15 protein-coding genes are annotated in these 22,065 nt (G+C 75.6%); all 15 read right to left on the bottom strand.

What is annotated here, in order from left to right; genetic code table 11:
• Nucleotides 1-89: 89 nt before the first annotated feature.
• The 15 genes from ileS to murF all read right to left on the bottom strand — a co-directional run bounded on the left by ileS (nt 90) and on the right by murF (nt 21,986).
• Nucleotides 90-3,287 (bottom strand): isoleucine--tRNA ligase, encoded by a 3,198-nt coding sequence (gene ileS / locus Ae150APs1_RS27175; RefSeq protein ID WP_075301140.1) that lies wholly within the window; start codon nt 3,285-3,287, stop codon nt 90-92.
• 268 nt (nt 3,288-3,555) lie between these two features.
• Nucleotides 3,556-5,046: a hypothetical protein gene (locus Ae150APs1_RS27170; RefSeq protein ID WP_075301138.1), complete on the bottom strand. Its 1,491-nt coding sequence runs from the start codon at nt 5,044-5,046 to the stop codon at nt 3,556-3,558.
• Nucleotides 5,047-5,130: 84 nt separating this feature from the next.
• Complete coding sequence (locus Ae150APs1_RS27165) at nt 5,131-5,991, bottom strand: DivIVA domain-containing protein (RefSeq protein WP_075301136.1); 861 nt, start codon at nt 5,989-5,991, stop codon at nt 5,131-5,133.
• A gap of 47 nt (nt 5,992-6,038) precedes the next feature.
• Nucleotides 6,039-6,335, bottom strand: a complete 297-nt coding sequence (locus Ae150APs1_RS27160) for a YggT family protein (protein WP_060572668.1) — start codon at nt 6,333-6,335, stop codon at nt 6,039-6,041.
• 3 nt (nt 6,336-6,338) lie between these two features.
• Nucleotides 6,339-7,109, bottom strand: a complete 771-nt coding sequence (gene sepF, locus Ae150APs1_RS27155) for a cell division protein SepF (protein WP_029239207.1) — start codon at nt 7,107-7,109, stop codon at nt 6,339-6,341.
• 104 nt (nt 7,110-7,213) lie between these two features.
• Entirely contained in the window at nt 7,214-7,966 is a 753-nt protein-coding gene (locus Ae150APs1_RS27150; protein WP_212567266.1) for a YggS family pyridoxal phosphate-dependent enzyme, read from the bottom strand.
• Nucleotides 7,963-8,760 (bottom strand): peptidoglycan editing factor PgeF, encoded by a 798-nt coding sequence (pgeF, locus tag Ae150APs1_RS27145; protein WP_060572671.1) that lies wholly within the window; start codon nt 8,758-8,760, stop codon nt 7,963-7,965. The genes Ae150APs1_RS27150 and pgeF overlap by 4 nt, the downstream gene beginning before the upstream one ends.
• 5 nt (nt 8,761-8,765) lie before the next feature.
• A complete protein-coding gene (gene ftsZ / locus Ae150APs1_RS27140; protein ID WP_075301132.1) occupies nt 8,766-10,136 on the bottom strand; it encodes a cell division protein FtsZ in 1,371 nt (456 codons plus the stop codon).
• A gap of 315 nt (nt 10,137-10,451) precedes the next feature.
• The gene (locus Ae150APs1_RS27135) at nt 10,452-11,459 is read right to left on the bottom strand and encodes an FtsQ-type POTRA domain-containing protein (protein ID WP_083680528.1); all 1,008 of its coding nucleotides are present in this window, start codon (nt 11,457-11,459) and stop codon (nt 10,452-10,454) included.
• Nucleotides 11,460-11,508: 49 nt separating this feature from the next.
• On the bottom strand, nt 11,509-12,945 hold the full coding sequence (murC, locus tag Ae150APs1_RS27130; protein WP_075301130.1) for a UDP-N-acetylmuramate--L-alanine ligase: 1,437 nt from the start codon (nt 12,943-12,945) through the stop codon (nt 11,509-11,511).
• Nucleotides 12,942-14,006, bottom strand: coding sequence for an undecaprenyldiphospho-muramoylpentapeptide beta-N-acetylglucosaminyltransferase (gene murG / locus Ae150APs1_RS27125; protein WP_075302671.1), 1,065 nt, complete (start codon nt 14,004-14,006; stop codon nt 12,942-12,944). The genes murC and murG overlap by 4 nt, the downstream gene beginning before the upstream one ends.
• A 2,718-nt stretch (nt 14,007-16,724) precedes the next feature.
• A complete protein-coding gene (gene ftsW, locus Ae150APs1_RS27120) occupies nt 16,725-18,008 on the bottom strand; it encodes a putative lipid II flippase FtsW (RefSeq protein ID WP_075301128.1) in 1,284 nt (427 codons plus the stop codon).
• Nucleotides 18,005-19,492: a UDP-N-acetylmuramoyl-L-alanine--D-glutamate ligase gene (gene murD / locus Ae150APs1_RS27115; RefSeq protein ID WP_249266495.1), complete on the bottom strand. Its 1,488-nt coding sequence runs from the start codon at nt 19,490-19,492 to the stop codon at nt 18,005-18,007. The genes ftsW and murD overlap by 4 nt, the downstream gene beginning before the upstream one ends.
• On the bottom strand, nt 19,465-20,535 hold the full coding sequence (gene mraY / locus Ae150APs1_RS27110; RefSeq protein WP_010237031.1) for a phospho-N-acetylmuramoyl-pentapeptide-transferase: 1,071 nt from the start codon (nt 20,533-20,535) through the stop codon (nt 19,465-19,467). Before mraY ends, murD begins: the two co-directional genes overlap by 28 nt.
• Entirely contained in the window at nt 20,532-21,986 is a 1,455-nt protein-coding gene (gene murF / locus Ae150APs1_RS27105; RefSeq protein WP_075301126.1) for a UDP-N-acetylmuramoyl-tripeptide--D-alanyl-D-alanine ligase, read from the bottom strand. The genes mraY and murF overlap by 4 nt, the downstream gene beginning before the upstream one ends.
• Between the last annotated feature and the right edge of the window lie 79 nt (nt 21,987-22,065).

The following is a 22,065-nucleotide window of genomic DNA, read 5'->3' as shown; positions in this document are numbered from 1 at the left end:
CTGAGCCCCAGGCTCCCGCATGATCACGGATCGGGCAGCCGGACGGCCGTTCGTGACCGCCTCGGCTCCCGATCCGTGATCACCGGCCGTCAGGCCCGCGCGACCGCCGCCCGCAGCTCGACCGCGGCACCGTCCGGGCCCACGACCTGGCCGGACGACGCCGCACCGTCCGCGGAGCCGTACGACACCGCGGTCGCCAGCACCTCGCCGGCGACGAACGCCTCGTGCGTGCGGACGGCGTCGAGCACCGCGTCCGGCCCGTCCAGGGTCAGCCCGATCCGGTCGGCGACGGCCAGCCCGGCGTCACGGCGGGCCTGCTGCACCACCCGGACGACGTCGCGCGCGGTGCCCTCGGCCGCCAGCTCCGGGGTGACCGTCGTGTCCAGCACGACCAGCCCGGCGTTCCCCGGCAGCGCCTGGGTCCGCTCCGGGTCGGCGGCGACGAGCTTCTCGGTGAACTCGCCGTCGGTCAGCGTGATCCCGGCGGCGACGACGGACCCGTCGGCCTCCTGGCTCCACTCCCCCGCCTTGACCGCGCGGATGCACTTCTGCACGTCCGAGCCCAGGCGCGGTCCGGCGACGCGGGCGTTGACCGCGATCTCGAACCGGCCGTGGGCGGCGACGTCGTCGGTCAGCTCGACCGAGCGCACGTTGACCTCGTCGCGCAGCAGCCCGGTGAAGGGCTCCAGCGCGGCCGCGTCGGCGGCGGCGACGGTGAGCCCGGGCAGCGGCTGGCGCACCCGCACCTTCGCCGACTTGCGCAGCGACAGCGCGGCGCTCGCGACCTGCCGGATCCGGTCCATCCCCGCGACGAGTGCGGCGTCGTGCGGCAGCCCGGCGCCGGGCTGCTGCTGCGTCACCGTCGGGTCGGCACCACCGGGCCAGTCGGTGAGGTGCACCGAGCGGCCGCCGGTCAGGCCGCGCCAGATCGCCTCCGTGGTCAGCGGCAGCAGCGGCGCCGCGACCCGGCAGGTCACCTCCAGCACGGTGTGCAGGGTGTCGACGGCGTCGCGGCGCACCGCGTCGTCGGTCGACCAGAACCGCTCGCGGGAGCGCCGGACGTACCAGTTGGTCAGCGTCTCGGCGTGCTCGCGGATCCGCTCGCACGCGCCGGCGACGTCGTAGCCGTCCATCGCCGCGGTGACGCCGTCGACCAGGTCCGCCGTCTTCGCGAGCACGTAACGGTCGAGGACGTGCGTCGAGTCGGTGCGGAAGGTGCCCCGCCCCTCCCCTGCGTAGAGCGACAGGAAGTACCAGGTGTTCCACAACGGGAGGATCGCCTGTCGGACGCCCTCGCGGATGCCCTGCTCGGTGACGACCAGGTTCCCGCCGCGCAGCACCGGGCTCGCCATGAGGAACCACCGCATGGCGTCCGAGCCGTCGCGGTCGAAGACCTCGTTGACGTCCGGGGAGTTCTTCCGCGACTTCGACATCTTGGCGCCGTCGTCGCCGAGGACGATCCCGTGCGCGACACAGTTGCGGAACGCGGGCCGGTCGAACAACGCCGTCGCCAGCACGTGCAGCGTGTAGAACCAGCCGCGGGTCTGGCCGTTGTACTCGACGATGAAGTCGCCCGGGTAGTGGTGCTCGAACCAGTCGGCGTTCTCGAACGGGTAGTGGACCTGGGCGAACGGCATCGAACCGGACTCGAACCAGCAGTCCAGCACCTCCGGCACCCGGCGCATGGTGCTCTGCCCCGTCGGGTCGTCCGGGTTGGGCCGGGTCAGCTCGTCGACGTACGGGCGGTGCAGGTCGGTCGGGCGCACGCCGAAGTCGCGCTCCAGCTCGTCGAGCGAGCCGTAGACGTCGGTCCGCGGGTACCGCGGGTCGTCCGACTGCCACACCGGGATCGGGCTGCCCCAGTACCGGTTGCGCGAGATGCCCCAGTCGCGGGCGCCCTCGAGCCACTTGCCGAACTGGCCGTCCCGGATGTGCGACGGCGTCCAGTCGATCTGCCGGTTCAGCTCGACCATCCGGTCGCGGAACCGGGTGACCTCGACGAACCACGAGTCGACGGCGCGCTGGATCAGCGCGTTCCCGCACCGCCAGCAGTGCGGGTACGGGTGGTCGTAGGTCTCGTGCCGCAGCAGCACGCCGAGCACGTGCGGCTCGGTGCGCTCCTTGAGGTCGCGGATGATCGACGGGTTGGCGTCGAACACCTGCAGGCCGGTGTAGGGCGGCACCTCGGTGGTGAACTCACCGCGCGAGTCGACCGGGTTGACGACCTCGATCCCGGCCGCGTCGGTGACCTCCTTGTCCTCCTCACCGAAGGCGGGCGCGATGTGGACCAGCCCGGTGCCGTCGTCGGTGGTGACGTAGTCGGCGGACAGGATCCGGTGCGCGTTCGCACGGCCGGTGAAGAAGTCGAACGGCGGGGTGTAGCCGACGCCGAGCAGGTCGGAGCCGGTCAGGGTCGCGACGACCCGCGGCTCCTCGCCCAGCTCACGGGCGTAGGCGGCGACCCGGGCCTCGGCGAGCAGCCACCGCTCCCCCTTCGCATCGACGACGACGTAGTCGACGCCGGGGTGCACGGCGACGGCGAGGTTCGACGGCAGCGTCCACGGCGTGGTCGTCCAGACCAGGGCGAGAGCGCCGTCGAGCTCGGGACGCTCCGGCGCGGCGAGCCGCAGCCCGACCGTGACGGCCGGGTCCTGCCGGTCCTGGTAGACGTCGTCCATCTTCGTCTCGGTGGCCGACAGCGGCGTCTCGCAACGCCAGCAGTACCAGAGCACGCGGAAGCCCGAGTAGACGAGCCCCTTGTCCCACAACGACTTGAACGCCCACATGACGGACTCCATGTAGTCCAGGTCGAGCGTCTTGTAGTCGTTGTCGAAGTCGACCCAGCGGGCCTGCCGGGTCACGTAGTCGCGCCACTCACCGGTGTAGCGCAGCACGGAGGTGCGGCACGCCTCGTTGAACGCGGCGACGCCCATCTCGTCGATCTCGGACTTGTGCTTGATGCCGAGCTGGTTCTCGGTCTCGACCTCGGCCGGCATGCCGTGGGTGTCCCAGCCGAATCGGCGCTCGACGCGCTTGCCGCGCATCGTGCGGTAGCGCGGGACGACGTCCTTGACGTACCCGGTCAGCAGGTGGCCGTAGTGCGGCAGGCCGTTGGCGAACGGCGGGCCGTCGTAGAAGACGTACTCGTCGCCGCCGTCGACGCCGGCGGGGCGCTGCTCGACCGAGGCGCGGAACGTGTCGTCGGCGTCCCAGCTCGCGAGCACGTCCTGCTCGAGCGTCGGGAACGTCGGGTGCGCCGGCACCTCGGGGTATCCGGTCTCGCTCACGGCTGTCGGCTCCTCGTGCGATGCGTGTCTCGCACGGGGACGACACCGGCCCACCTCGGACCGAGCCGCGGTACCACCCCGCTTGCGCGCGCGAACCCGCGTGCGCCTCTCGTCGGACGGCGATGACGGGCCGCACCCGTCCGGTTCTACTCGGGCCGTCTGCACGGCCCTTTCTTCCGGAGGCTCCCCGGTGATGGCCGGATCAGTGCCTGTGGAACCAGGGTAGCGCGGGCGCGCACCGGGATATTCCCCAGCCCGCGCCCGTGCCCTAGCGGACCTGTGCCGGGTGCCGCTCGCCGAGCGTGCGGTTCGGCGAGCACCAGCCGCACGGGGTGAACCCGAGCTCGACGGCCTCGCTGACCGGCAGCGGGATGACCGCACGTCCGGACAGCGCACGGCAGGTCTGCACGTGGTAGCGCGGGTGCTCGTCGATGACCAGCACCTCGTCCGGGAGCCGGGCGACCAGGTTCGCGAGGGTCGGGTCGCGGGGCTCCTCGGGGGACTCGGCGTCGGCCGGGGGCTCCGCTGCGGCCCCGGTCTCCGCGGGGGATCCGCCCGCGACCGTTCCGCCCGCGACCGCCTCGGAGCCGTCGGCCGTGCCGGCACGGTTGCCGGCGACGTCCGGGGCACCGGCGGCGCCCATCGCCGTCGTGGCCGCAGCACCCGCCGTACCCGCCGTACCCGCCGTACCCGCAGCGCCCGTCGCGCCCGCCGGGCCGATGGCGTCCGCCGCACCGGTGCTGCCGGGGGCGTCCGCCGGGGCGGCGGTCGTGTCCGTGGTGCCGGTCGGGGCGGCGGTCGTCGCCGACGCCGCCGGGCCGGCTGTCGTCGGCGAGTCGCCGGGCGTGCCCGGATCCCCGCCACCGCTCGCAGAGCTCGCGGAACCGGCGCCGAAGCCCTGGTCGTCGGACGGCCGCCGGTCGGAACCGGCCACCGCTCCCGCGATGCCCGCGGCACCGACGGCGCCTGCGGCACCGGCCGCGGTCGCCGTCGTCATGTCGTCACGTCCGGCCACGCCGCCGGAGCCCGGCGCGGACCGCTCGTCCTCGGAGCCCGGGGTGCCCGGGGTCTCACCGGAACGCTCCTCGCCCGAGGTGCCGTCGCCGGAGCCGCCCGGGGCACCGGAGCGCGTGGGGCCGCCGCCACGACCCGCACCCTCCTGGTCCGCCGGAGCGGCCTCGGTGGATATCGCCGCAGCGGCTCCTCCGGACCCGTCCGGGTGGCCCGTGGCCGACGCCGCGGCCGACTCGGACCCGGATTCAGTCACGGACAGTGACGAAGAACCGCTCGATCGGGAAACGCCGGACGGTCCCTCTGCAGAGCCGGGCGGCCGGACGACCGGCATGCGGATGGTCGCATCGGTCGCACCGGCACCGTCCTCGACACCGCCCGGGCCGCCGGGAGCACCCGGCGGTCCCGCCGCGGCCGTGCCGCCCTGCGGGGGTCGGACGACCGGGAGGACCTGTGTCGCGGGCTCCATGTCGGCGCCGTAGCGCGCCTCCATCTCGGCCCGTTCGGGCGTTCCCACGGCCGCGTGCGCGGCCGCCTCACCGGAGCCCGTGTGGTCGGCCCCGGCCGCCTCCGACCGGTCACCGGCCCGCACCGCGGACCGGGTCTGCCACCAGTCGTAGAGCAACGCGAGACCGGCCAGCAGGCTGATGCCCACCGACGTCCAGGCCAGTGCCACCACACCCAGGAACCATCCTGCGAGCAGCAGCACCAGCGCGATGACCACGAGGATCAGGACCAGCACCAGCATCGGCGAACTCCGTCGGTCGGCAGCGGCACCCGGCCGCTACCCGGTCGTCGTCGGTCGTCTCGGGCGCGTCACCGCGCCCGAGCGTCAGCTCCCGGTGTCGGCCCGCTGGCCGTAGCCGGAGGCGGCGTACCCACCGTTCGAGCCCGACCGGTTGGCCGTGCCGGAGCTGTCCGACGGTGCGGCCGACCCGCGGCCCTCCAGGTCGCGCAGCTGCGACTCCAGGTAGGTCTTGAGCCGGGTCCGGTACTCGCGCTCGAAGGTGCGGAGCTCGTCGATCTTCTTCTCCAGCACGGACTTGTCCCGCTGGATGGCACCCATGATCTCGTTCTGCTTGCGCTCGGCGTCGCTGACCAGGCCTGCGGCCTTGTCGCGCGACTGCCGCTCGAGCGTCTCGGAACGGGTACGGGCGTCGTTGAGCATGGTCTCCGCACGCGAGCGCGCGTCGTTGACCAGGCCGTCGGCCTTCGTCCGGGCGTCGGAGAGGAGCTGCTCGGACTTGCTCCGGGCATCCGACAGCATCGTGTCGGCCTCGTTCTTCGCCTCGGCGGTCAGCCGGTCGGCCATCTCCTGGGCCAGGCCCAGGACCTTCGCGGCCTGCACGTGGTGGTCACCGCCGTCGTCGGCGGCAGCGGCCACGGCACCGGCCAGCTGCGGCGCGGGCGCACCCGGGCCACGGCCCATCGGCGACGGCGACGCCTGCAGCGCCTGGGTCTGGGCCGGAGCCGGCTGGCTCCGGGCCTCGTCCAGGTCGGCCTCGGCGTCGCCGAGGCGCTGCTCGAGCTGGGAGACCTGGTCTCGGAGGTCGTCGTTCTCCCCGATCAGCCGGGCCAGCTCGGCCTCGACCAGATCGAGGAAGGCGTCGACCTCGTCCTCGTTGTATCCCCGCTTACCGATCGGGGGTTTGCTGAACGCGACGTTGTGTACGTCGGCGGGCGTCAGCGGCATCGGATCACCTCATGCGGTCCTCGGCGGCACTCCTGGGTGACTGGGGCTCATCCCAGGAGCTGTGATCTGACGGCGGTCATCGCGATGAACACCACCAGCACCAGCACCATAATCGACAGGTCCAGTCCGACGCCTCCGATACGGACCACGGGGATCACTCTCCGCAGCAATTTGACCGGAGGGTCGGTCACGGTGAAGACGACCTCGAGCGCCACCGCGGGCGGGCCGGCGGGTCGCCACTGGCGCGCGAACGACCGGACCATCTCGACGACGATCCGGGCCGCGAGCAGCAGCCAGAAGAAGAACAGGACGTAATAGATCAGGAAGCCGATCGCGGTGGACACGGCTCAATCCTGTCGGAAAGCTCCGCGCTCGGCGAGCCTCCGCGCGTCGTCGGCGGACACCTCGACGTCCGCGGGGGTGAGAAGGAACACCCGGTCGGTGACCTTGTCGAAGCCCCCGCGCAGCGCGAAGACCAGTCCCGCAGCAAAATCGACCAGGCGTTTCGCCGTCGCGCCGTCGAGATCGGTGAGGTTCATGATGACCGGCACACCCTCGCGGTAGCGCTCGCCGATGGTCCGCGCCTCGGTGTAGCTGCGGGGGTGCAGCGTCGTGATCGAGGACAGGCCGGCGGCGTTGCGGTCACGCTGCTCGGGCACCGTCGACGGGGCCGGAGCGGGCGCCACCGGGGCCACGCGCTCCTCCCGCTGCGGCTCCCGGGAGGGGCCGCGGAAGGCGTCGGGATCCATCGCGAGCGAGCCGCGTACGGCCGCTCCGGCGCCGCCGCCGATGGGGGTCGGGAGCATTCCACGGTCGCCGGGACCCGTTCCCGGCTCCCGCTCGCCGCGGGCTTCCTGCCGCACGGCGCGCGCCGGACGGACCGGTTCGCGCGCCGTACGGGCGCCCCAGCCGTCGTCGTAGCCACCGGGGCCGTCGTAACGGTCGTCGTCGTAGCCGGCCGGGTCGGCGAACCGCCCCCCACCGGAGGACCAGCGGTCGCCACGCGGGCCGACGTGCTGCTCGTGGCCGCCCCGGTAGTGGTCCGGTTCGTCCACATAGTCCATCTCGTCGGCCGGGACCATGCCGAAGTAGGCCTTCAGCCGGTACATCGCGCTCATCCGCTGTCCCCTCGCAGTACTGCTCGACTCCGTGCGCGGCCAGCGCGCACCCCGCGTTCTGGCGACGGTCTCGCCGATGGCCCTGTACCCGTACCGACCAGCGATTACTCGGAGGCTATCCGCCGTTCCCCCACAAGAGCCGTACCGACACGCACCACGGTCGATCCGTGATCGACGGCGGTCTCCAGGTCGGCGCTCATCCCGGCGGAGAGCTCGACCGCACCGGGGTGGCGCTCCCGTGTCCGCCGGGCGGCCGCGGCGATCGTGGCGAACGCCCGCTCCGGCTCCCCCACCAGCGGCGCGACGGCCATCAGGCCCCCGAGCTCGAGGCCGGGCAGCTCGGTGACCAGGTCGGTCAGCTCGTCGAGCCCGTCGTCCGGCACGCCGCCGCGGTCCGGGTCGCCGTCGACGCTGTACTGGACGAGCACCGGCAGCGGACCGCTGCGCTCGCCACGGTCCCGCGCCTTCGCGACCTCCTTGTCGATCGCCCTGGCCAGCCGGGCCGAGTCGACCGACTCGATCCGTGTCACCCACGGGAGCACCGCCCGTACCTTGTTCCGCTGCAGGCCCCCGACGAAGTGCCAGCGGGCGTCCGCGTCCGGGCGGAGCCGCGCGACGTCGGCGACCTTCGTCCCGGCCTCCTGGGCGCGGTTCTCGGCGAACGCGGCGAGCCCGAGGTCGATCAGGTCCGCGACGTCACGGGCGGGGACGGTCTTCGTCACCGCCAGCAGGGAGACCGCGGCGGGGTCGCGACCGGCGGCCCGGCAGGCCGCGTCCAGTCGTTCCCGGACGGCGCCGAGACGTTCCTTCAGCTCCGCGGTGCGGTCGGGCGGGTTCGAGTCGGCCACACCGGTCATCGTGCCGCGCGTGCGGGGGCGCCGCGACCGTCGCGCACGTCACGCGGGTCGAGCCAGGTGATCGCGGCCTGCCTGCCGCACCGGCCCTCGCGACGGTGGCTGAACAGGTCGGGGTCCTCGATGGTGCAGCGCGGGTCGGTGCCGACCTTCGTCACGCCGAGGCCGGCCAGCCGTCGGGCCAGCCCGGCGCGCAGGTCGAGGCCCGCGGTGCCCGTGCGGGTGGTCGACGCGCTGCCCGGCAGTGCGGCCTCCACCTCGTCGCGCATCGCGGCCGGAACCTCGTAGCACTGCCCGCAGACGGCGGGGCCGAGCAGCACCTCCAGCCGTTCGGGGGCGGCGCCGAGCGCAGTCATCTCGCCGACGACGGCGTCCAGGACCCCGGTGGCGGCGCCGACGCGACCCGCGTGTGCCGCCCCGACGACACCGGCCTGCGGATCGCCCAGCAGCACCGGGACGCAGTCCGCGGCGAGCACGGCGATGCCGAGCAGCGGCACGTCGGTGACGACGGCGTCGACGTCCGGGACGTCCGGTGCCACACCGCCGGTCCCCGGCCGGGCCCGTGGCGGCTCACGCAGGACGGTCACGTCGCGCCCGTGCACCTGAGTCAGGAACACCAGCCCGGACAGGCCCAGCTCGCGGACCACCCGGGCCCGGTTCGCCGTCACGGCCGCCGGGTCGTCGCCGACGCCGAGGGACAGGTTGAACGTGGCGAACGGGCCGCCCGACCGGCCGCCCGCACGCGTCGTCGTGACCCGGCGGACGCGCGCCCCGGGCCGGGTCGGTACCTCCGGCACCGCGGTCAGCGGCGCATGAAGGGCGGGACGTCCACCTCGTCCTCCGCGGGGTCCGCGTCGGCGGGCGGGCGGGCCGCGGTGCCGTGCGGGGCCGGCGCGGAGACCGGCCCGGTGGCGTCGGCCCCCGGGGCGGCGTGCTCGTTCCGGAGGTCGGGCTGGCGCGGTGCGGGAGCGGTCGGCTGCGCCGGCGGCAGCACACCGGTCCGGTCCGCCGACACCGACGCGGGCAGGTGCGGCGCGGTCCGGTCGGCCGCCTGCCCCTGGGCACCGGCGGGCGGCGCAGCAGGGGTGGTCGGGGTGACGGGCGAGGTGGGCGACGTCTGCTGGGTGGCCGGCGCCTGCGGCGCGGCCGGCTGGGTCGCGGCCGGCTCGGCCGGCTTCTGGGTGCCCTGGCGGAAGACCGCGGGCTCCAGCTTCTTGTGTGTCGGGGTGCCGCCCTCGAACCCGGCCGCTATCACCGTGACGCGGACCTCGTCGCCGAGGGAGTCGTCGATCACCGTGCCGAAGATGATGTTCGCCTCGGGGTGCGCGGCCTCTTGGACCAGCGACGCGGCCTCGTGGATCTCGAACAGCCCCAGGTCGGAGCCACCGGCGATCGAGAGCAGCACGCCCTGCGCGCCGTCCATCGACGCCTCGAGCAGTGGCGAGTTGATGGCCTTCTCGGCGGCCTGCACCGCCCGGCCCTCGCCGCGCGAGGACCCGATGCCCATCAGCGCCGAGCCTGCACCGGACATCACCGACTTGACGTCGGCGAAGTCGAGGTTGATCAGGCCCGGCGTGGTGATCAGGTTGGTGATGCCCTGGACACCGGAGAGCAGCACCTCGTCGGCGGAGCGGAAGGCGTCCATCAGCGAGACGCCCACGTCGCCGAGCTGCAGCAGCCGGTCGTTCGGGATGACGATCAGCGTGTCGCACTCGTTGCGGAGCCCCTGGATGCCGTCCTCGGCCTGGCCGGCACGCCGGCGGCCCTCGAACGTGAAGGGCCGGGTGACCACGCCGATGGTGAGCGCGCCGAGCTTCCGCGCGATCGACGCGACGACCGGGGCGCCACCGGTACCGGTGCCACCGCCCTCACCCGCGGTCACGAAGACCATGTCGGCCCCCTTGAGGACCTCCTCGATCTCCTCCGCGTGGTCCTCGGCGGCCTTGCCACCGACCTCCGGATTGGCGCCGGCGCCGAGACCGCGGGTCAGCTCGCGACCGATGTCGAGCTTGACGTCGGCGTCCGACATCAGCAGCGCCTGGGCGTCGGTGTTCACCGCGATGAACTCCACGCCCTTGAGGCCGACCTCGATCATGCGGTTGACGGCGTTCACGCCGCCGCCACCGATGCCGACGACCTTGATCACGGCCAGGTAGTTGTGCGGGGGCGTCATGTGCGGCACCTTCCGTCTCGCTCGGGGTCCGGGTCCAGGGGTCAAGCTCCGGGTGCCCCGGGCCTTCGCGTGCAGACGCTAGGTCGGATCCACGGCCCGGGTCCAGCAGGCGCGCCGCGCGGCGACAACACCCCGCCCGAGTGGTTCGCGTTTCCCGGTCACGTGAAACGCGTACGGTCGCCGGCCGGTCACCCTGCGCCGACCTTCCCAGGACACGACGGGGTGCCCGCCGGCGGGGCCGGTACGCCGGACCTCGACGGCCGCCGTGCGCGACCGCCGTCCGGGTGGGACGCCCGTACCGGACGGGGGTCGGTCTCAGTCGTCGCGGACGGTCACGAGGGCCGGGCTGGAGACGTCGTAGACGGTGCCCTCGCGGCCGAGCAGCGGGCCGAGCACGGCCGCGCGCCGCTCGGTGGCGGCGCCGTCGGCCCACGGACCCCACAACACCCGGCGGCCCTCGGTGAGGCCGAGCTCGAACGTCGAGCCCGCCGCGCCCGCCGACAGCGTCTCCACCTGGTCGCGGACCGGCTGCGGCAACGCCCGCAGGACGGCCACTGCGGCGAGCGTGGCCGGGTCGTCGGGTGCGACCGACGACAGCTGCAGCACGGGCAGCCGCACGTCCGGGGGCGCCGGGCGGTAGGCGAACCCGGCGACGTCGACGAGCATCCGGCCGTCGGGCGTGTCGGCCAGCGCGACCGGGGTCCGCTCGGTGACGGCCACGGTCAGCGTGTCCGGCCAGGAACGGTCCACGTCGACGGTCGCGACGCCGGGGATCGCCGAGACCCGGGAGGCGACGGCGGCGGCGTCGACCGCCGCGAGCGGTGTGCCGATGTCGACGGCGGCGGCGTCGACGACGTCCCGGGCGGGGATCTGGCGGGCGCCGGTGACCTCGACCGACGCGACCCCGGGCCCGTACTGCGCGAGGCCCCACCACGCGGCGGCGGACACCCCGAGCAGTGCGACGACGACGGTCGCGACCAGCGCGACCGTCCGACGGCGGCGGTGGCGCGGGTCCCGGGTGCGTCCCCGGTCGGCGGACCGGGCGGCGGTGCGTTCGCGGACCGCGGCCGCGCTGCGACGCCCGGAGCGCGGGGGGCCGTCCCGCTCCCCCACCGACGGACCGATCTCCTCGCCGTCGGGCCCCCCGTCCCGGTCGGCGGCCGGGTCGGTCTCCCGCGAGCCGGACCGTCCGGACCGCCCGGACCGCTCGGCGGACCGGCGCTCACGGATGCGGCGGGCGCGCTCGGCGGCCCGTCGCTCCTGCTCGGGGGTACGCCGGCCGCCGGTGCCCGCGTCGTCGCCGTCGCCGTCGCCGTCGGTCATCGTCGCCCCCGTCCGTGTGCCTCGCCCGGCACGTCACCGCCCGGGCCGGTCATGCCCCGTCGTCGCCGACCGCCAGCTCGCGCAGGATCTCCGGGCCGAGCGCCGTGATGTCGCCGGCCCCCATGGTGATCACCGTGTCGCCGTCGGCGGCGAGCGCCGCGATCGCCGCGGGGGTCTTCTCCCACGACGGTGCGCGGTGCACCCGCTCGGCCGGCAGCCGCACCTGGTCGGTGATCAGTGCCGGGCCGACTCCGGGCTCGGGGTCCTCCCGGGCACCGTAGACGTCGAGGACCATCACCTCGTCCGCGAGCGACAGCGACGCGCCGAACTCGCCCGCGAACAGCCGGGTGCGGGAGTACAGGTGGGGCTGGAACGCCACCAGCACCCGTCCGCGGCGGCCCTGGACCACCGGCGCGGCCTCGCGCGCGGCGCGCAGGGTCGCGGCGACCTCGGTGGGGTGGTGGGCGTAGTCGTCGTAGACGGCGACGCCGCGGACGCGGCCCTTGAACTCGAACCGCCGCTGCACCCCGCCGAACCCGGCGAGACCCTCGAGCAGGGTCGCCGGATCCTGGTCGACGGCGGTCCCGGCGAGGAACGCACCGAGCGCGTTGAGCGCCATGTGCTCGCCCGGCACGCCGAGTACGAGCTCGTGCTCCTCGCCGCCCCACCGGAACCGGGTGCGGGACCCGACGCCGTCGGGCGCGAAGTCGAGCAATCGCGCGTCCTGCGAGCCGGTGGCGGTGCGGCCGTAGCGGCGCACGGTGGTCCCGGCACGCTCGGCGTGCACCGCGACCAACTCGGAGCCCGGGTCGTCGGCGCAGGTGACCAGGGTGGCGCCGGGGACGAGCCGCTCCAGGAACCGCTCGAACACGGCGCGGTAGGTGGCCTCGTCGCCGTGGTGGTCGAGGTGGTCGGGCTCGACGTTGGTGACGACCGCGACCGACGGCGCGAACGCGGTGAAGGAGCCGTCGCTCTCGTCGGCCTCGACGACGAAGACGTCGCCGCTGCCGTGGTGGGCCCCGCTGCCCGACACCGACAGGTCGCCGCCGATGGCGAACGACGGGTCGGCGCCCGTGTGCTGGAGGGCGACGGTGACCATCGACGTCGTCGACGTCTTGCCGTGCGTCCCGGCGACCGCGACGAGCCGTCGGCCCTCGGTGAGTGCGGCGAGCGCGACCGCCCGGTGGACGACCTGCAGGCCCTGCTCGCGGGCGGCGGCCAGCTCCGGGTTGGTCTCCCGGATCGCGGTGGAGACGACGACCGTCGGCGGGTCCTCGCCGTCGTGGCGCAGATGGGCGGCGTCGTGACCGACCTCGACCCGGGCACCGAGCGCGCGCAGCGCCGTGACGGTCCGGGACTCGCGGGCGTCGGAGCCCGAGACGGTGATCCCGCGGGCCAGCAGGATGCGGGCGATCCCGCTCATGCCGGCCCCGCCGATCCCGATCAGGTGGACGTGCCGGCCGAGTGCCGTGTCGACACCGCTCACCGCCCCGCCACCTCCATCACGATCCGCGCGATCTTCTCGTCCGCCTCGCCGTGCCCGGCCGCGCGGGCCCGGCGGCCCATCGCCAGGGCGAGGTCCGGATCGGTGAGCATCGGCACGAGCTCGTCGAGCGCCCGCTCGGCAGTCAGGTCCTCGTCGGCGACGAGCTTCCCGCCACCTGCTTGGACCACCGGGCGGGCGTTGAGCGCCTGCTCCCCGTTGCCGTGCGGCAGCGGGACGTAGACGGCGGGCAGCCCGACCGCGGTCAGCTCGGCGACCGTGGTCATGCCGGACCTGCCGAGGACGACGTCGGCCGACGCGTAGGCCAGGTCCATCCGGTCGATGTAGGGCATCGGGACGTACCCGGGCCGCGGGTCGGCCGGGGTGCCGTTCTTCCCGTAGGCGTGCAGCACGGAGATGCCGCGCTCGGTGAGCGTCGGCAGGATCGCGGCCACCGCCTCGTTGAGGGAACGCGCGCCCTGCGAGCCCCCGAAGACGAGCAGCACCGGCCCGTGCAGGGGCAGGTTGAAGTACGTCCTGGCCTCCGGGCGCAGCGCGGCCCGGTCGAGCGTGGTGATCGAACGGCGCAGCGGCATGCCGACCACCTCCTCGTTCGCGAGCCCGGTACCCGGGACGGCGGTGCAGACGGCCGCGGCGAACCGCGCGCCGACCTTGTTCGCCAGCCCGGCGCGGGCGTTCGCCTCGTGCACGACGACCGGGACCCGGTTGCGGGCGCCGAGGTAGGCCGGCAGCGAGACGAACCCGCCGAACCCGACGACGACGTCGGCCTCCGCTGCCTCCAGCACCTCGCGAACCCGCTTGACGGCACCGCGGACGTTGCCGGGCAACTTCAGCAGGTCGGCGCTGGGCTTACGGGGCAGCGGCACCGGCGGGATCAGCTCGAGCGGGTAGCCGCGGGCCGGGATCAGCTGGGTGTCCAGGCCCTTCTCGGTGCCGAGCGCGGTGACCCGGGCGCCGGGGACGAGTCGGCGGACGGCGTCGGCGACGGCGAGGGCCGGCTCGATGTGCCCGGCCGAGCCACCCCCGGCGACGACGACCGACAGCGCGCCCGGGACGGGCGCCGGCGTCTGCTCCCCCGCCGGCCGGGTGGTCGCGGGCGGGAAGGCACGGGTGCCGTCGGGGCGGGGTCCCGGGGTGCCGGGGGCTCCGGAGCCGCCCGGGGCACCGGGCACGCCCGGTCCGCCGGGGCCCTCGGGGGTTCCGGCGCCGGCGAGGTTCGTGGCCGGTGGCGGTCCCTGCGGGGCACCGGTGTCCGGCCGGTCCTGCGCACCGGGCGGCGGGAACGGGCCGCCCGGGAACGGTCCGGGCTGGCCGGGCTGGCCGGGCTGCTGACCGGGGATCGGCTGACCGCCCGGGTGGGGCGGCCGGCCGGGCGCCGCCTGGGCACCACCGGGCTGGGCACCACCGGGCTGTGTGCCGAACCGCTGCTGCGGTCCGGTGGGGTGCTGCTGCCCCGGGGGCATCGCGTGGCCGGCAGGGAACGGGCCGGGCGGCACCGTGCCACCGGGCTGCCCCGGCCGTCCCTGCCACGCCTGCTGGCCCGGCTGCACCGGACGAGGCTGCTGCCCGGGTGCGCCCTGCTGCGGGTGCTGCCCGAATGCGCCCTCCTGCGGCTGCTGCCCGGGGGCTCCCGGCTGCCGGTACCCGGGTTGCTGACCGGGCATCGGCCGGCCCGGCTGGGCGGGGTAGGGGGGCATGCCCGGATGGGACCCGGCCACACCGGGGCCGTTCGGCCGGGCCGGTCCACCGGCCTGTCCCGGGCCACCGGCCTGTCCCGGGCCACCGGGCTGCCCCGGGCCACCGGGCTGCCCCGGGCCTCCGGCATGCGGGAAGCCTCCCGACGAGACGGCGCCGGGACCGGACTGCTGCCCCGGACCGGCCTGCTGCGCGGGTCCGCCGGCGGGCGGCTGGGCGCCGGAGGGGGCGGGACCGGTGGGTCCGACCGGGCCTCCGGACTGCGGCGGTCGGCCGGACGCGCCGCCTGCGGGGGCCTGGCCACCGGTCGACGAGGGGCCGCCCGTCCACGATGTTCCGGGGTGCGCCCCGGAGGGGCCGGGCCCACCCGGACGGCCGGGGGCGCCTGCGCCCGGACGGCCCGCGGCGGGGATCCCGCGCGGCCCGGTCGTCGAGAGCGCGGCCGCGTCGCGGCCGGTCGGGCCCTGCTGCGGGCCGGCCGCCGGGATGTCCGGTCGCGGCTCGCTCTGCGGGCCGGTGGCGGTGGTCGGCACGTCGGTGGTGCCGTCGCCGGTGTCCGGTCCCGAGCCGGTCGTGCCGCCCGGGCGGGACGGGCTGCCGGATGCGGACGCGGCAGCACCGGGGTCGGCGGCACCCGGCCGGGCAGCACCGGGCTCGACGGCACCCGACTCCACGGCACCGGGCCCGGCCCCGGCGGCCGCGGCCTCGCCGTCCCCGGACGATCCAGGGGCCGGCTCCACGGCATCGGACCCGGCAGCACCGGACTCGGCAGGCCCGTTCCCGGCAGGCCCGGAACCAGGGGTTCCTGACCCGGCAGGCCCGGCCCCGGCAGCACCGGTCGGCTCGGCACCGGTGGAGCCGGCACCGCTCGACGCGGAACCGGACCCGGCGGAACCCGACGAGGCGGACGACGGCGTGGCAGATGCCGAGGTGGCGGAGCCCGACGACGCGGGCCCCGAGGGCGCGGCTCCCGGCCGGGCGGCCCCGTCCGCCGGCTCGCCCGGGGTCGTGTCGCCCGGGGTCCCGTCGGTCGCCGCCTGCGGGCCGGTCGCCGGGTCGCGGTCCGTCCCGGCCGGGTCGGACGGGGCGCCGTGGCCGCCGGTGTCCTGCTCCGGCGCTCCACCGTTCGGGCCGGCCGGGTGGCCGGACGACCGGTTCCCGGGGGGCCGGGCACCGGCCCCGGACGGGGGCTGCTGCCCTCGGGGGCCGAATCCGCCGGTGCCGGGCTCCTGCGGCACGGACGGCGTGAACAGTCCGCCGGGGGGCATCGAGCCGGGCGGGGTCGGGCCGGACGGGGCCGGGCCGGGCCCGGCGCCGGACGGACGACCGGCGGCACCGGATCCACCGGTACGCCGCGGCAGGCCACCGGGGTCTCCCCCGTCACGCGGCGCACCACCGGCGGGTGCCCCGCCGTCGCGCGGCGGGCGCGCATCACGCGGACCGGGCTCGTCGCTGCGGGAGGCACCGTTCCGGGAGGTCCCGTTCGGCCCGCCACCGTGCGGCGCGGAGCCGCGCGCGCCAGGACCGTGGGCCCCCGGACCGTGCGGCCCGGAACCGTGCGGCCCGGAACCGTGGGTCCCGGGACCGTCCGTGGCGGAACCGTCCGACTCGGAACCGTGCGGGGCCGCCCCGTTCGCCCCCGTTCCACCGGGGACCGGACGGAACGACTGCCGTCCGCCGTGGGTGTACGGGTCCCACCCGGTGCCGGGCAGCCGCTGCGGGCCACGCGCCTCCTCCGGCGCGGGCACTCCGGCGGGATCCGTGCCCACGGACCGGTCGTTCGCGGACGGGTCGGACCCGGCCGGCGGGCCCGGCCACGTGCCACCGGTCCCGGACGCGGTCCCGAAGACGACGCCGTCCGGCTCCACCGGGGACGACCCGGTCGGCCGTCCCATGGTCGGCCGGCGGGGGCCGCCGGCCGCGCCCGGTCCGGGACCACGGCCGTCGCGGCCTGCGCCGCCGTCGCCCGTACCCCCGGTACCGCCGCTGTGATCCGTGCCCGTCACGCTCTCGTGCCCCTTGCGTCGTCCGACTACGTCACGGTCCCGTGGAGGGACCTCAGGTCCTCACCGCGCCGCCCACCGCGACGCCGGTCCCGGCGTCCGGTAGGGCTGTGGCAGCGGGAGCCGCAGCAGCTTCGCCACGCGCCCCTGCCCGTCCTTCCGGAGCGCGGCGACCGCCTCCGGCTCGTGCCGGGCCGCGTTCGTGATCAGCCCGAACAGGAACATCGTCACCACCAGCGAGGTGCCGCCGGAGGAGATCAGCGGGAGCTGCAGACCGGTGACGGGCAGCAGCCCCACGACGTACCCGATGTTGATCGAGGCCTGGACGACCAGGCCCGTCGTCGACGTCGCGACCACGATCCGCAGCCACGGGTCGGTGTTGCGGGCGGCGATCCGCATCCCGGTGTAGGCCAGCGTCGCGAACAACGCCAGCACCGCGAACGCACCGACCAGCCCCAGCTCCTCGCCGATGATGGCGAAGATGAAGTCGTTGTGGGCGTTCGGCAGGTAGTCCCACTTCGCGCGGCCCTGCCCCAGCCCGGCGCCGAACAGGCCGCCGTCGGCCAGGGCGTAGAGCGCCTGGGTCGCCTGGTAGGCCGGGCCCAGCGGGTCCGAGGTCGCCGGCGACAGGAACGCGGTGATCCGGCTCGCCCGGTAGCCGGCGGTGAGGCCGAGCAGCGCGGCGCCCACCAGGCCGCCGCCCGCGATCAGCGCGAGCAGCTTCAGCGGGGCGCCGCCGAAGTAGAGCAGGGCCAGCATCACGATGCCGACCGAGATCGTCATGCCCAGGTCGGGCTGCAGGACCAGCAGCGTGAAGATCACCAGGGCGACCGGCACGACCGGGTTCAGCGCGTGCTTCCAGCGGTGCATCACGGCCCGCCGCGCGACGAGGACGTGCGCACCCCACAGGGTCAGCGCGATCTTCACCATCTCCGACGGCTGCAGCGACACCGGCCCGAACGCGAACCACGACCGGGCACCGCCGCGGATCGCGCCGACGCCGGGGATCAGCACCGCGATCAGCGTCCCGATCCCGATGATCAGCAGCACGGGCGCCGCGGCGCGCAGCCGGCGGGGCGGCACCCGCACCCCGATGTAGAACAGCACCAGCCCCACACCGCAGAACATGAGCTGACGGGTGAACACGGAGTACGCCGACCCGGTCGACACCGACGACGCCGACAGCACCATGACCAGGCCGAACAGGGTCAGCAGCCCGAAGACGCCGAGGACCAGGTGCAGCGAGGTGAGCGGCCGGCGCAGCCATCGGCGCAGGCGTCGCATCCCGCCCTGGACGCCGGCCGTGACGGCCTGTCCCGCGGTGCGCTCCGGCGTGCCCGGGCTCATCGGGCCTGCCCTCCGGCCGGGGCGCCGAGCCCCGCGACGGCGGCCGCAAACGCGTCGCCCCGGTGGGCGTAGTCGCGGAACTGGTCCATCGACGCGGCCGCCGGGGCCAGGAGCACGACGTCGCCGGGCCGGGCCAGCGCCGCCGCGCGGCGGACCGCGGACGGCATGGGGTCGGGGCGGGCGTCGGGGCGGGCGGGGTCCGGCCGGTCGGAGGGCGCCATCCCACCATCGTGGACCGCCGCGACCTCCTCGACCGGGAGGCCGGGCGCGTGTCGGGACAGCGCCTCGACGATCGGTGCCCGGTCCGTCCCGATCACGACGATCCCGGCCAGCAGTGCCGCGTGTTCCCTGGCCAGCCTGCCCAGCTCGTCCGGCGCGACGCCCTTCAGGAGCCCGCCGACCACCCACACCGCGCGGGCGCCCGGACGCCGGGCGGCGATCGCGGCCAGCGCGGCACCGGCGGCGTGCGGGTTGGTGGCCTTGGAGTCGTCGAGGTAGACGACGCCGTCGTGCTCGCCGGCCGGGGCGCTGCGGTGCGGCCCCGGCGCGAACGCCGCCAGCGCCGTCGTGATGTGCCGGGCCGCCACGCCGTACGCGCGGGCCAGTGCCGCCGCGGCGAGCGCGTCGGTCACCCCGGGCGGTCCCGGCGGGACGACGGCGTCGGCCGCCAGCAGCTCCCCGCCGCCGAACGCCCGGTCGACCAGCGTGCTGTCGACGACCCCGAGCTGGTCCGGCCCGGGCTCGCCGAGGGTGATCCCGACGCGGCGCGGCGCGGGCGCGGCGGCGAGCAGGCGGGCGGCGACCGGGTCGTCCACCCCGCCGACCGCGACGGCTCCGGTCAGGGCCCGCGCCTTCGCCGCGGCGTACCCGTCCCGGCCGCCGTGCCAGTCCAGGTGGTCCTCGGCGACGTTCAGCACGACACCCGCCGCCGGCCGCACGGACGGCGACCAGTGCAGCTGGAAGCTGGACAGCTCGACGGCGAGCACCTCGTGCCCCGGGCCGGGCGCGCTCACCGCGCTCACCACCGGGTAGCCGATGTTCCCGCAGGCCACCGAGCGCAGCCCGGCCTCCTGCAGGATCGCGGCGAGCATCTCGGTGGTCGTCGTCTTGCCGTTGGTGCCGGTGACGACCAGCCAGGACGGCGGGGTCGCCCGCGCGGCACCGAGCCGCCACGCCAGCTCGGGCTCGCCGATGACCTCGGCGCCCACCGCGGCGGCCTCGGCGACCAGCGGGTGCTCCGGACGGCGGCCCGGCGAGGTGACGACCGTCGCGACCCCGTCGGGCAGCCCGGCGCCGGGCCACGGCTCGACGCCGTCGGGCAGGGTGTCCAGCGCGGCGGACGAGTCGTCGGAGACCAGGACGCGGGCTCCGGCGTCGCGCAGTGCGGTCGCGGCGGCCAGCCCGGAGATCCCGGCACCGGCCACCAGCACCGGACGTCCCGCGAAGCCCGCGCCCGTCACGCCGAACCCGACGCCGCGAGCCACTCGCTGTAGAAGATCCCCAGCCCCATCGCCGCACAGATCGCGGCCAGCAGCCAGAACCGGATGATGACCGTCGTCTCGGCCCAGCCGGCCAGCTCGAAGTGGTGGTGGAACGGGGCCATCCGGAACAGCCGTCGCCGGGCCGTGCGGAACACCAGGATCTGCAGCGACACCGAGAGCGCCTCGACCACGAACACGCCACCGATCACGACGAGCAGCAGCTCCGTGCGGGTGACCACGGACAGCCCCGCGAGAAGCCCGCCGAGGGCGAGCGAGCCGGTGTCGCCCATGAAGATCCGGGCGGGCGCGGCGTTCCACCACAGGAAGCCGATGCAGCCGCCCATCGCGGCCGCGGCGACCAGGCCGACGTCGAGCGGGTCGCGGACCTCGTAGCAGCCGGCCGACGCGGCGACCGCGCAGCTGTTGCGGAACTGCCAGAAGGCGATGATCACGTAGGTGCCGAGCACCATCGCCGCCGTGCCGGCGGCGAGGCCGTCGAGCCCGTCGGTGAGGTTCACCGCGTTCGACCAGGCGGCGACGATCAGGTTGCAGAGGATCACGAACCCGACGACGCCGAACGCCAGCACCGGGATGTCCCGGACGAACGACAGGCTCTCCGAGGCCGGGCTCAAGTTCCGTTCGTTGGCGAACCGGACGGCCAGGATCCCGAAGATCGTCGCCGTCAGGACCTGCCCGACGATCTTGGACGTCTTGTTCAGGCCGAGGTTGCGCTGCCTGCGGATCTTGAGGAAGTCGTCGAGGAAGCCGACCACGCCGAGCGCGGTGGTGAGGAACAGGACCAGTAGCGCCGAGGCCGTGATCGGCTCCCGGGTGAAGGCGTGCGAGCCCAGGTAGCCGACCCAGATGGCGAGCAGGATCGCGACGCCACCCATCGTCGGCGTGCCCCGCTTGGACTGGTGGCTCTGCGGCCCCTCCTCGCGGATCTCCTGCCCGAAGCCCTGCTTCGCGAAGAACCGGATCAGGTACGGCGTGAGCAGGATCGACACCGCGAGCGCGAGGCCCGCGGCCAGGAAGACGCCCCTCACCGGCGCACCAGCCCTTCTGCGTCGTGGCCCAGCAGGCCCGCGGCGATCCGCTCGAGACCGGCGCTGCGCGAGGCCTTGACCAGCACGACGTCGCCCGGGGCGAGCTCCGCGCGCAGCAGGTCGAGCGCGGCACCGACGTCGCCGACGTGCTCGGCGCCGTCGCCGTAGTCGGGGGCGCCGACCGCGACGACGCGTGCGACGCCGGCGTCGCGGGCCCGGCGGGTGGTGTCGGCGTGCGCCTCGGCGGCGCCGTCGCCGATCTCGGCCATCGGGCCGAGCACGGCCCACGCCCGCCGGTCGGGGCCCGCCACCGAGGCCAGTGCGGACAGCGCGGCCCGCATGGCCTCCGGGTTGGCGTTGTAGGCGTCGTTCACGACGGTGACGCCGTCGGCGCGGTCGGTGACCTCCATCCGCCAGCGCGAGGCGGGCCCGGCAGCGGACAGCGCCTCCGCGATCCCCTCCGGCGTGCCGCCCAGCTCGAGGGCGACGGCGGCCGCGGCGAGCGCGTTCGACACCTGGTGGGCGCCGACCAGCCGGAGCGACACCGGGGCCGACCCGGCCGGGGTGACCAGGCGGAACGAGGGGCGCCCCGCGTCGAGGGTCTCGTCCTCGGCACGGACGTCGGCGCCGGCCGACCGGCCGAAGGTGACGACACGCGCGGGGGTGCGGCTGCGCATGGCCAGGACCAGCTCGTCGTCGGCGTTGAGGACGGCGACGCCGCCCCGCCCGCCGGGCAGGTCCCCGGGCGGCAGCGCCTCCACGAGCTCGCCCTTCGCGGCCGCGATCCCGGCCCGGGACCCGAACTCGCCCAGGTGGGCGGAGCCGACGTTCAGCACGACGCCGATCCGGGGCGGCGCGACCGCGCACAGGGCGGCGATGTGCCCCGCGCCGCGGGCGGAGAACTCCAGCACCAGGTGCCGGGTCGCGGCGTCGGCGCGCAGCGCGGTCCACGGGGTCCCGAGCTCGTTGTTGAACGACTCCGGGGGCGCGACCGTGCGTCCCAGCGGCGCCAACACCGCGGCCAGCAGGTCCTTGGTGGAGGTCTTGCCCGCGCTGCCGGTCACGCCGACGACGGCGAGTCCGGGCAGCGCGCCCAGGACGTGCCGGGCCAGCCTGCCCAGCGCGGCCAGCACGGCGGCGCCGTGCCCGTCGGGATCGACCGACCCCAGGTAGGTGTGCGCGTCCCGCACCTCGGCCGGGGGCGCGACCACCGCGGGGGCGTCGACCGGGCGCCCGGCCAGCACCCCGGTCGCGCCGCGGGTCACCGCCCCGGCGGCGAAGTCGTGGCCGTCGGCCCGCTCACCGGGCAGGGCCAGGAACAACGCGCCCGGGCCCGCCTTCCGCGAGTCGAACTCGACGGCGGTCACCGGGACGGCGGCCTGCTCGTCGGAGACCCCGTGCAGGGTGCCGCCGGTCACCGCCGCGACCTCGGCCAGCGTCATCTCGATCATCGCTCGATCGCCTCCACCGGCTCTGCCCGTCCTCCTGTCGTCCCAGCTGTCGTCCCGGACGTGCTCGCGCACGTCGCGG

The organism is Pseudonocardia sp. Ae150A_Ps1 (assembly GCF_001932315.1).
Classification (GTDB): Bacteria; Actinomycetota; Actinomycetes; order Mycobacteriales; family Pseudonocardiaceae; genus Pseudonocardia.
Note: the sequence above shows the minus strand (reverse complement) of the source record. Positions and strands in the feature narration are given on the sequence as shown.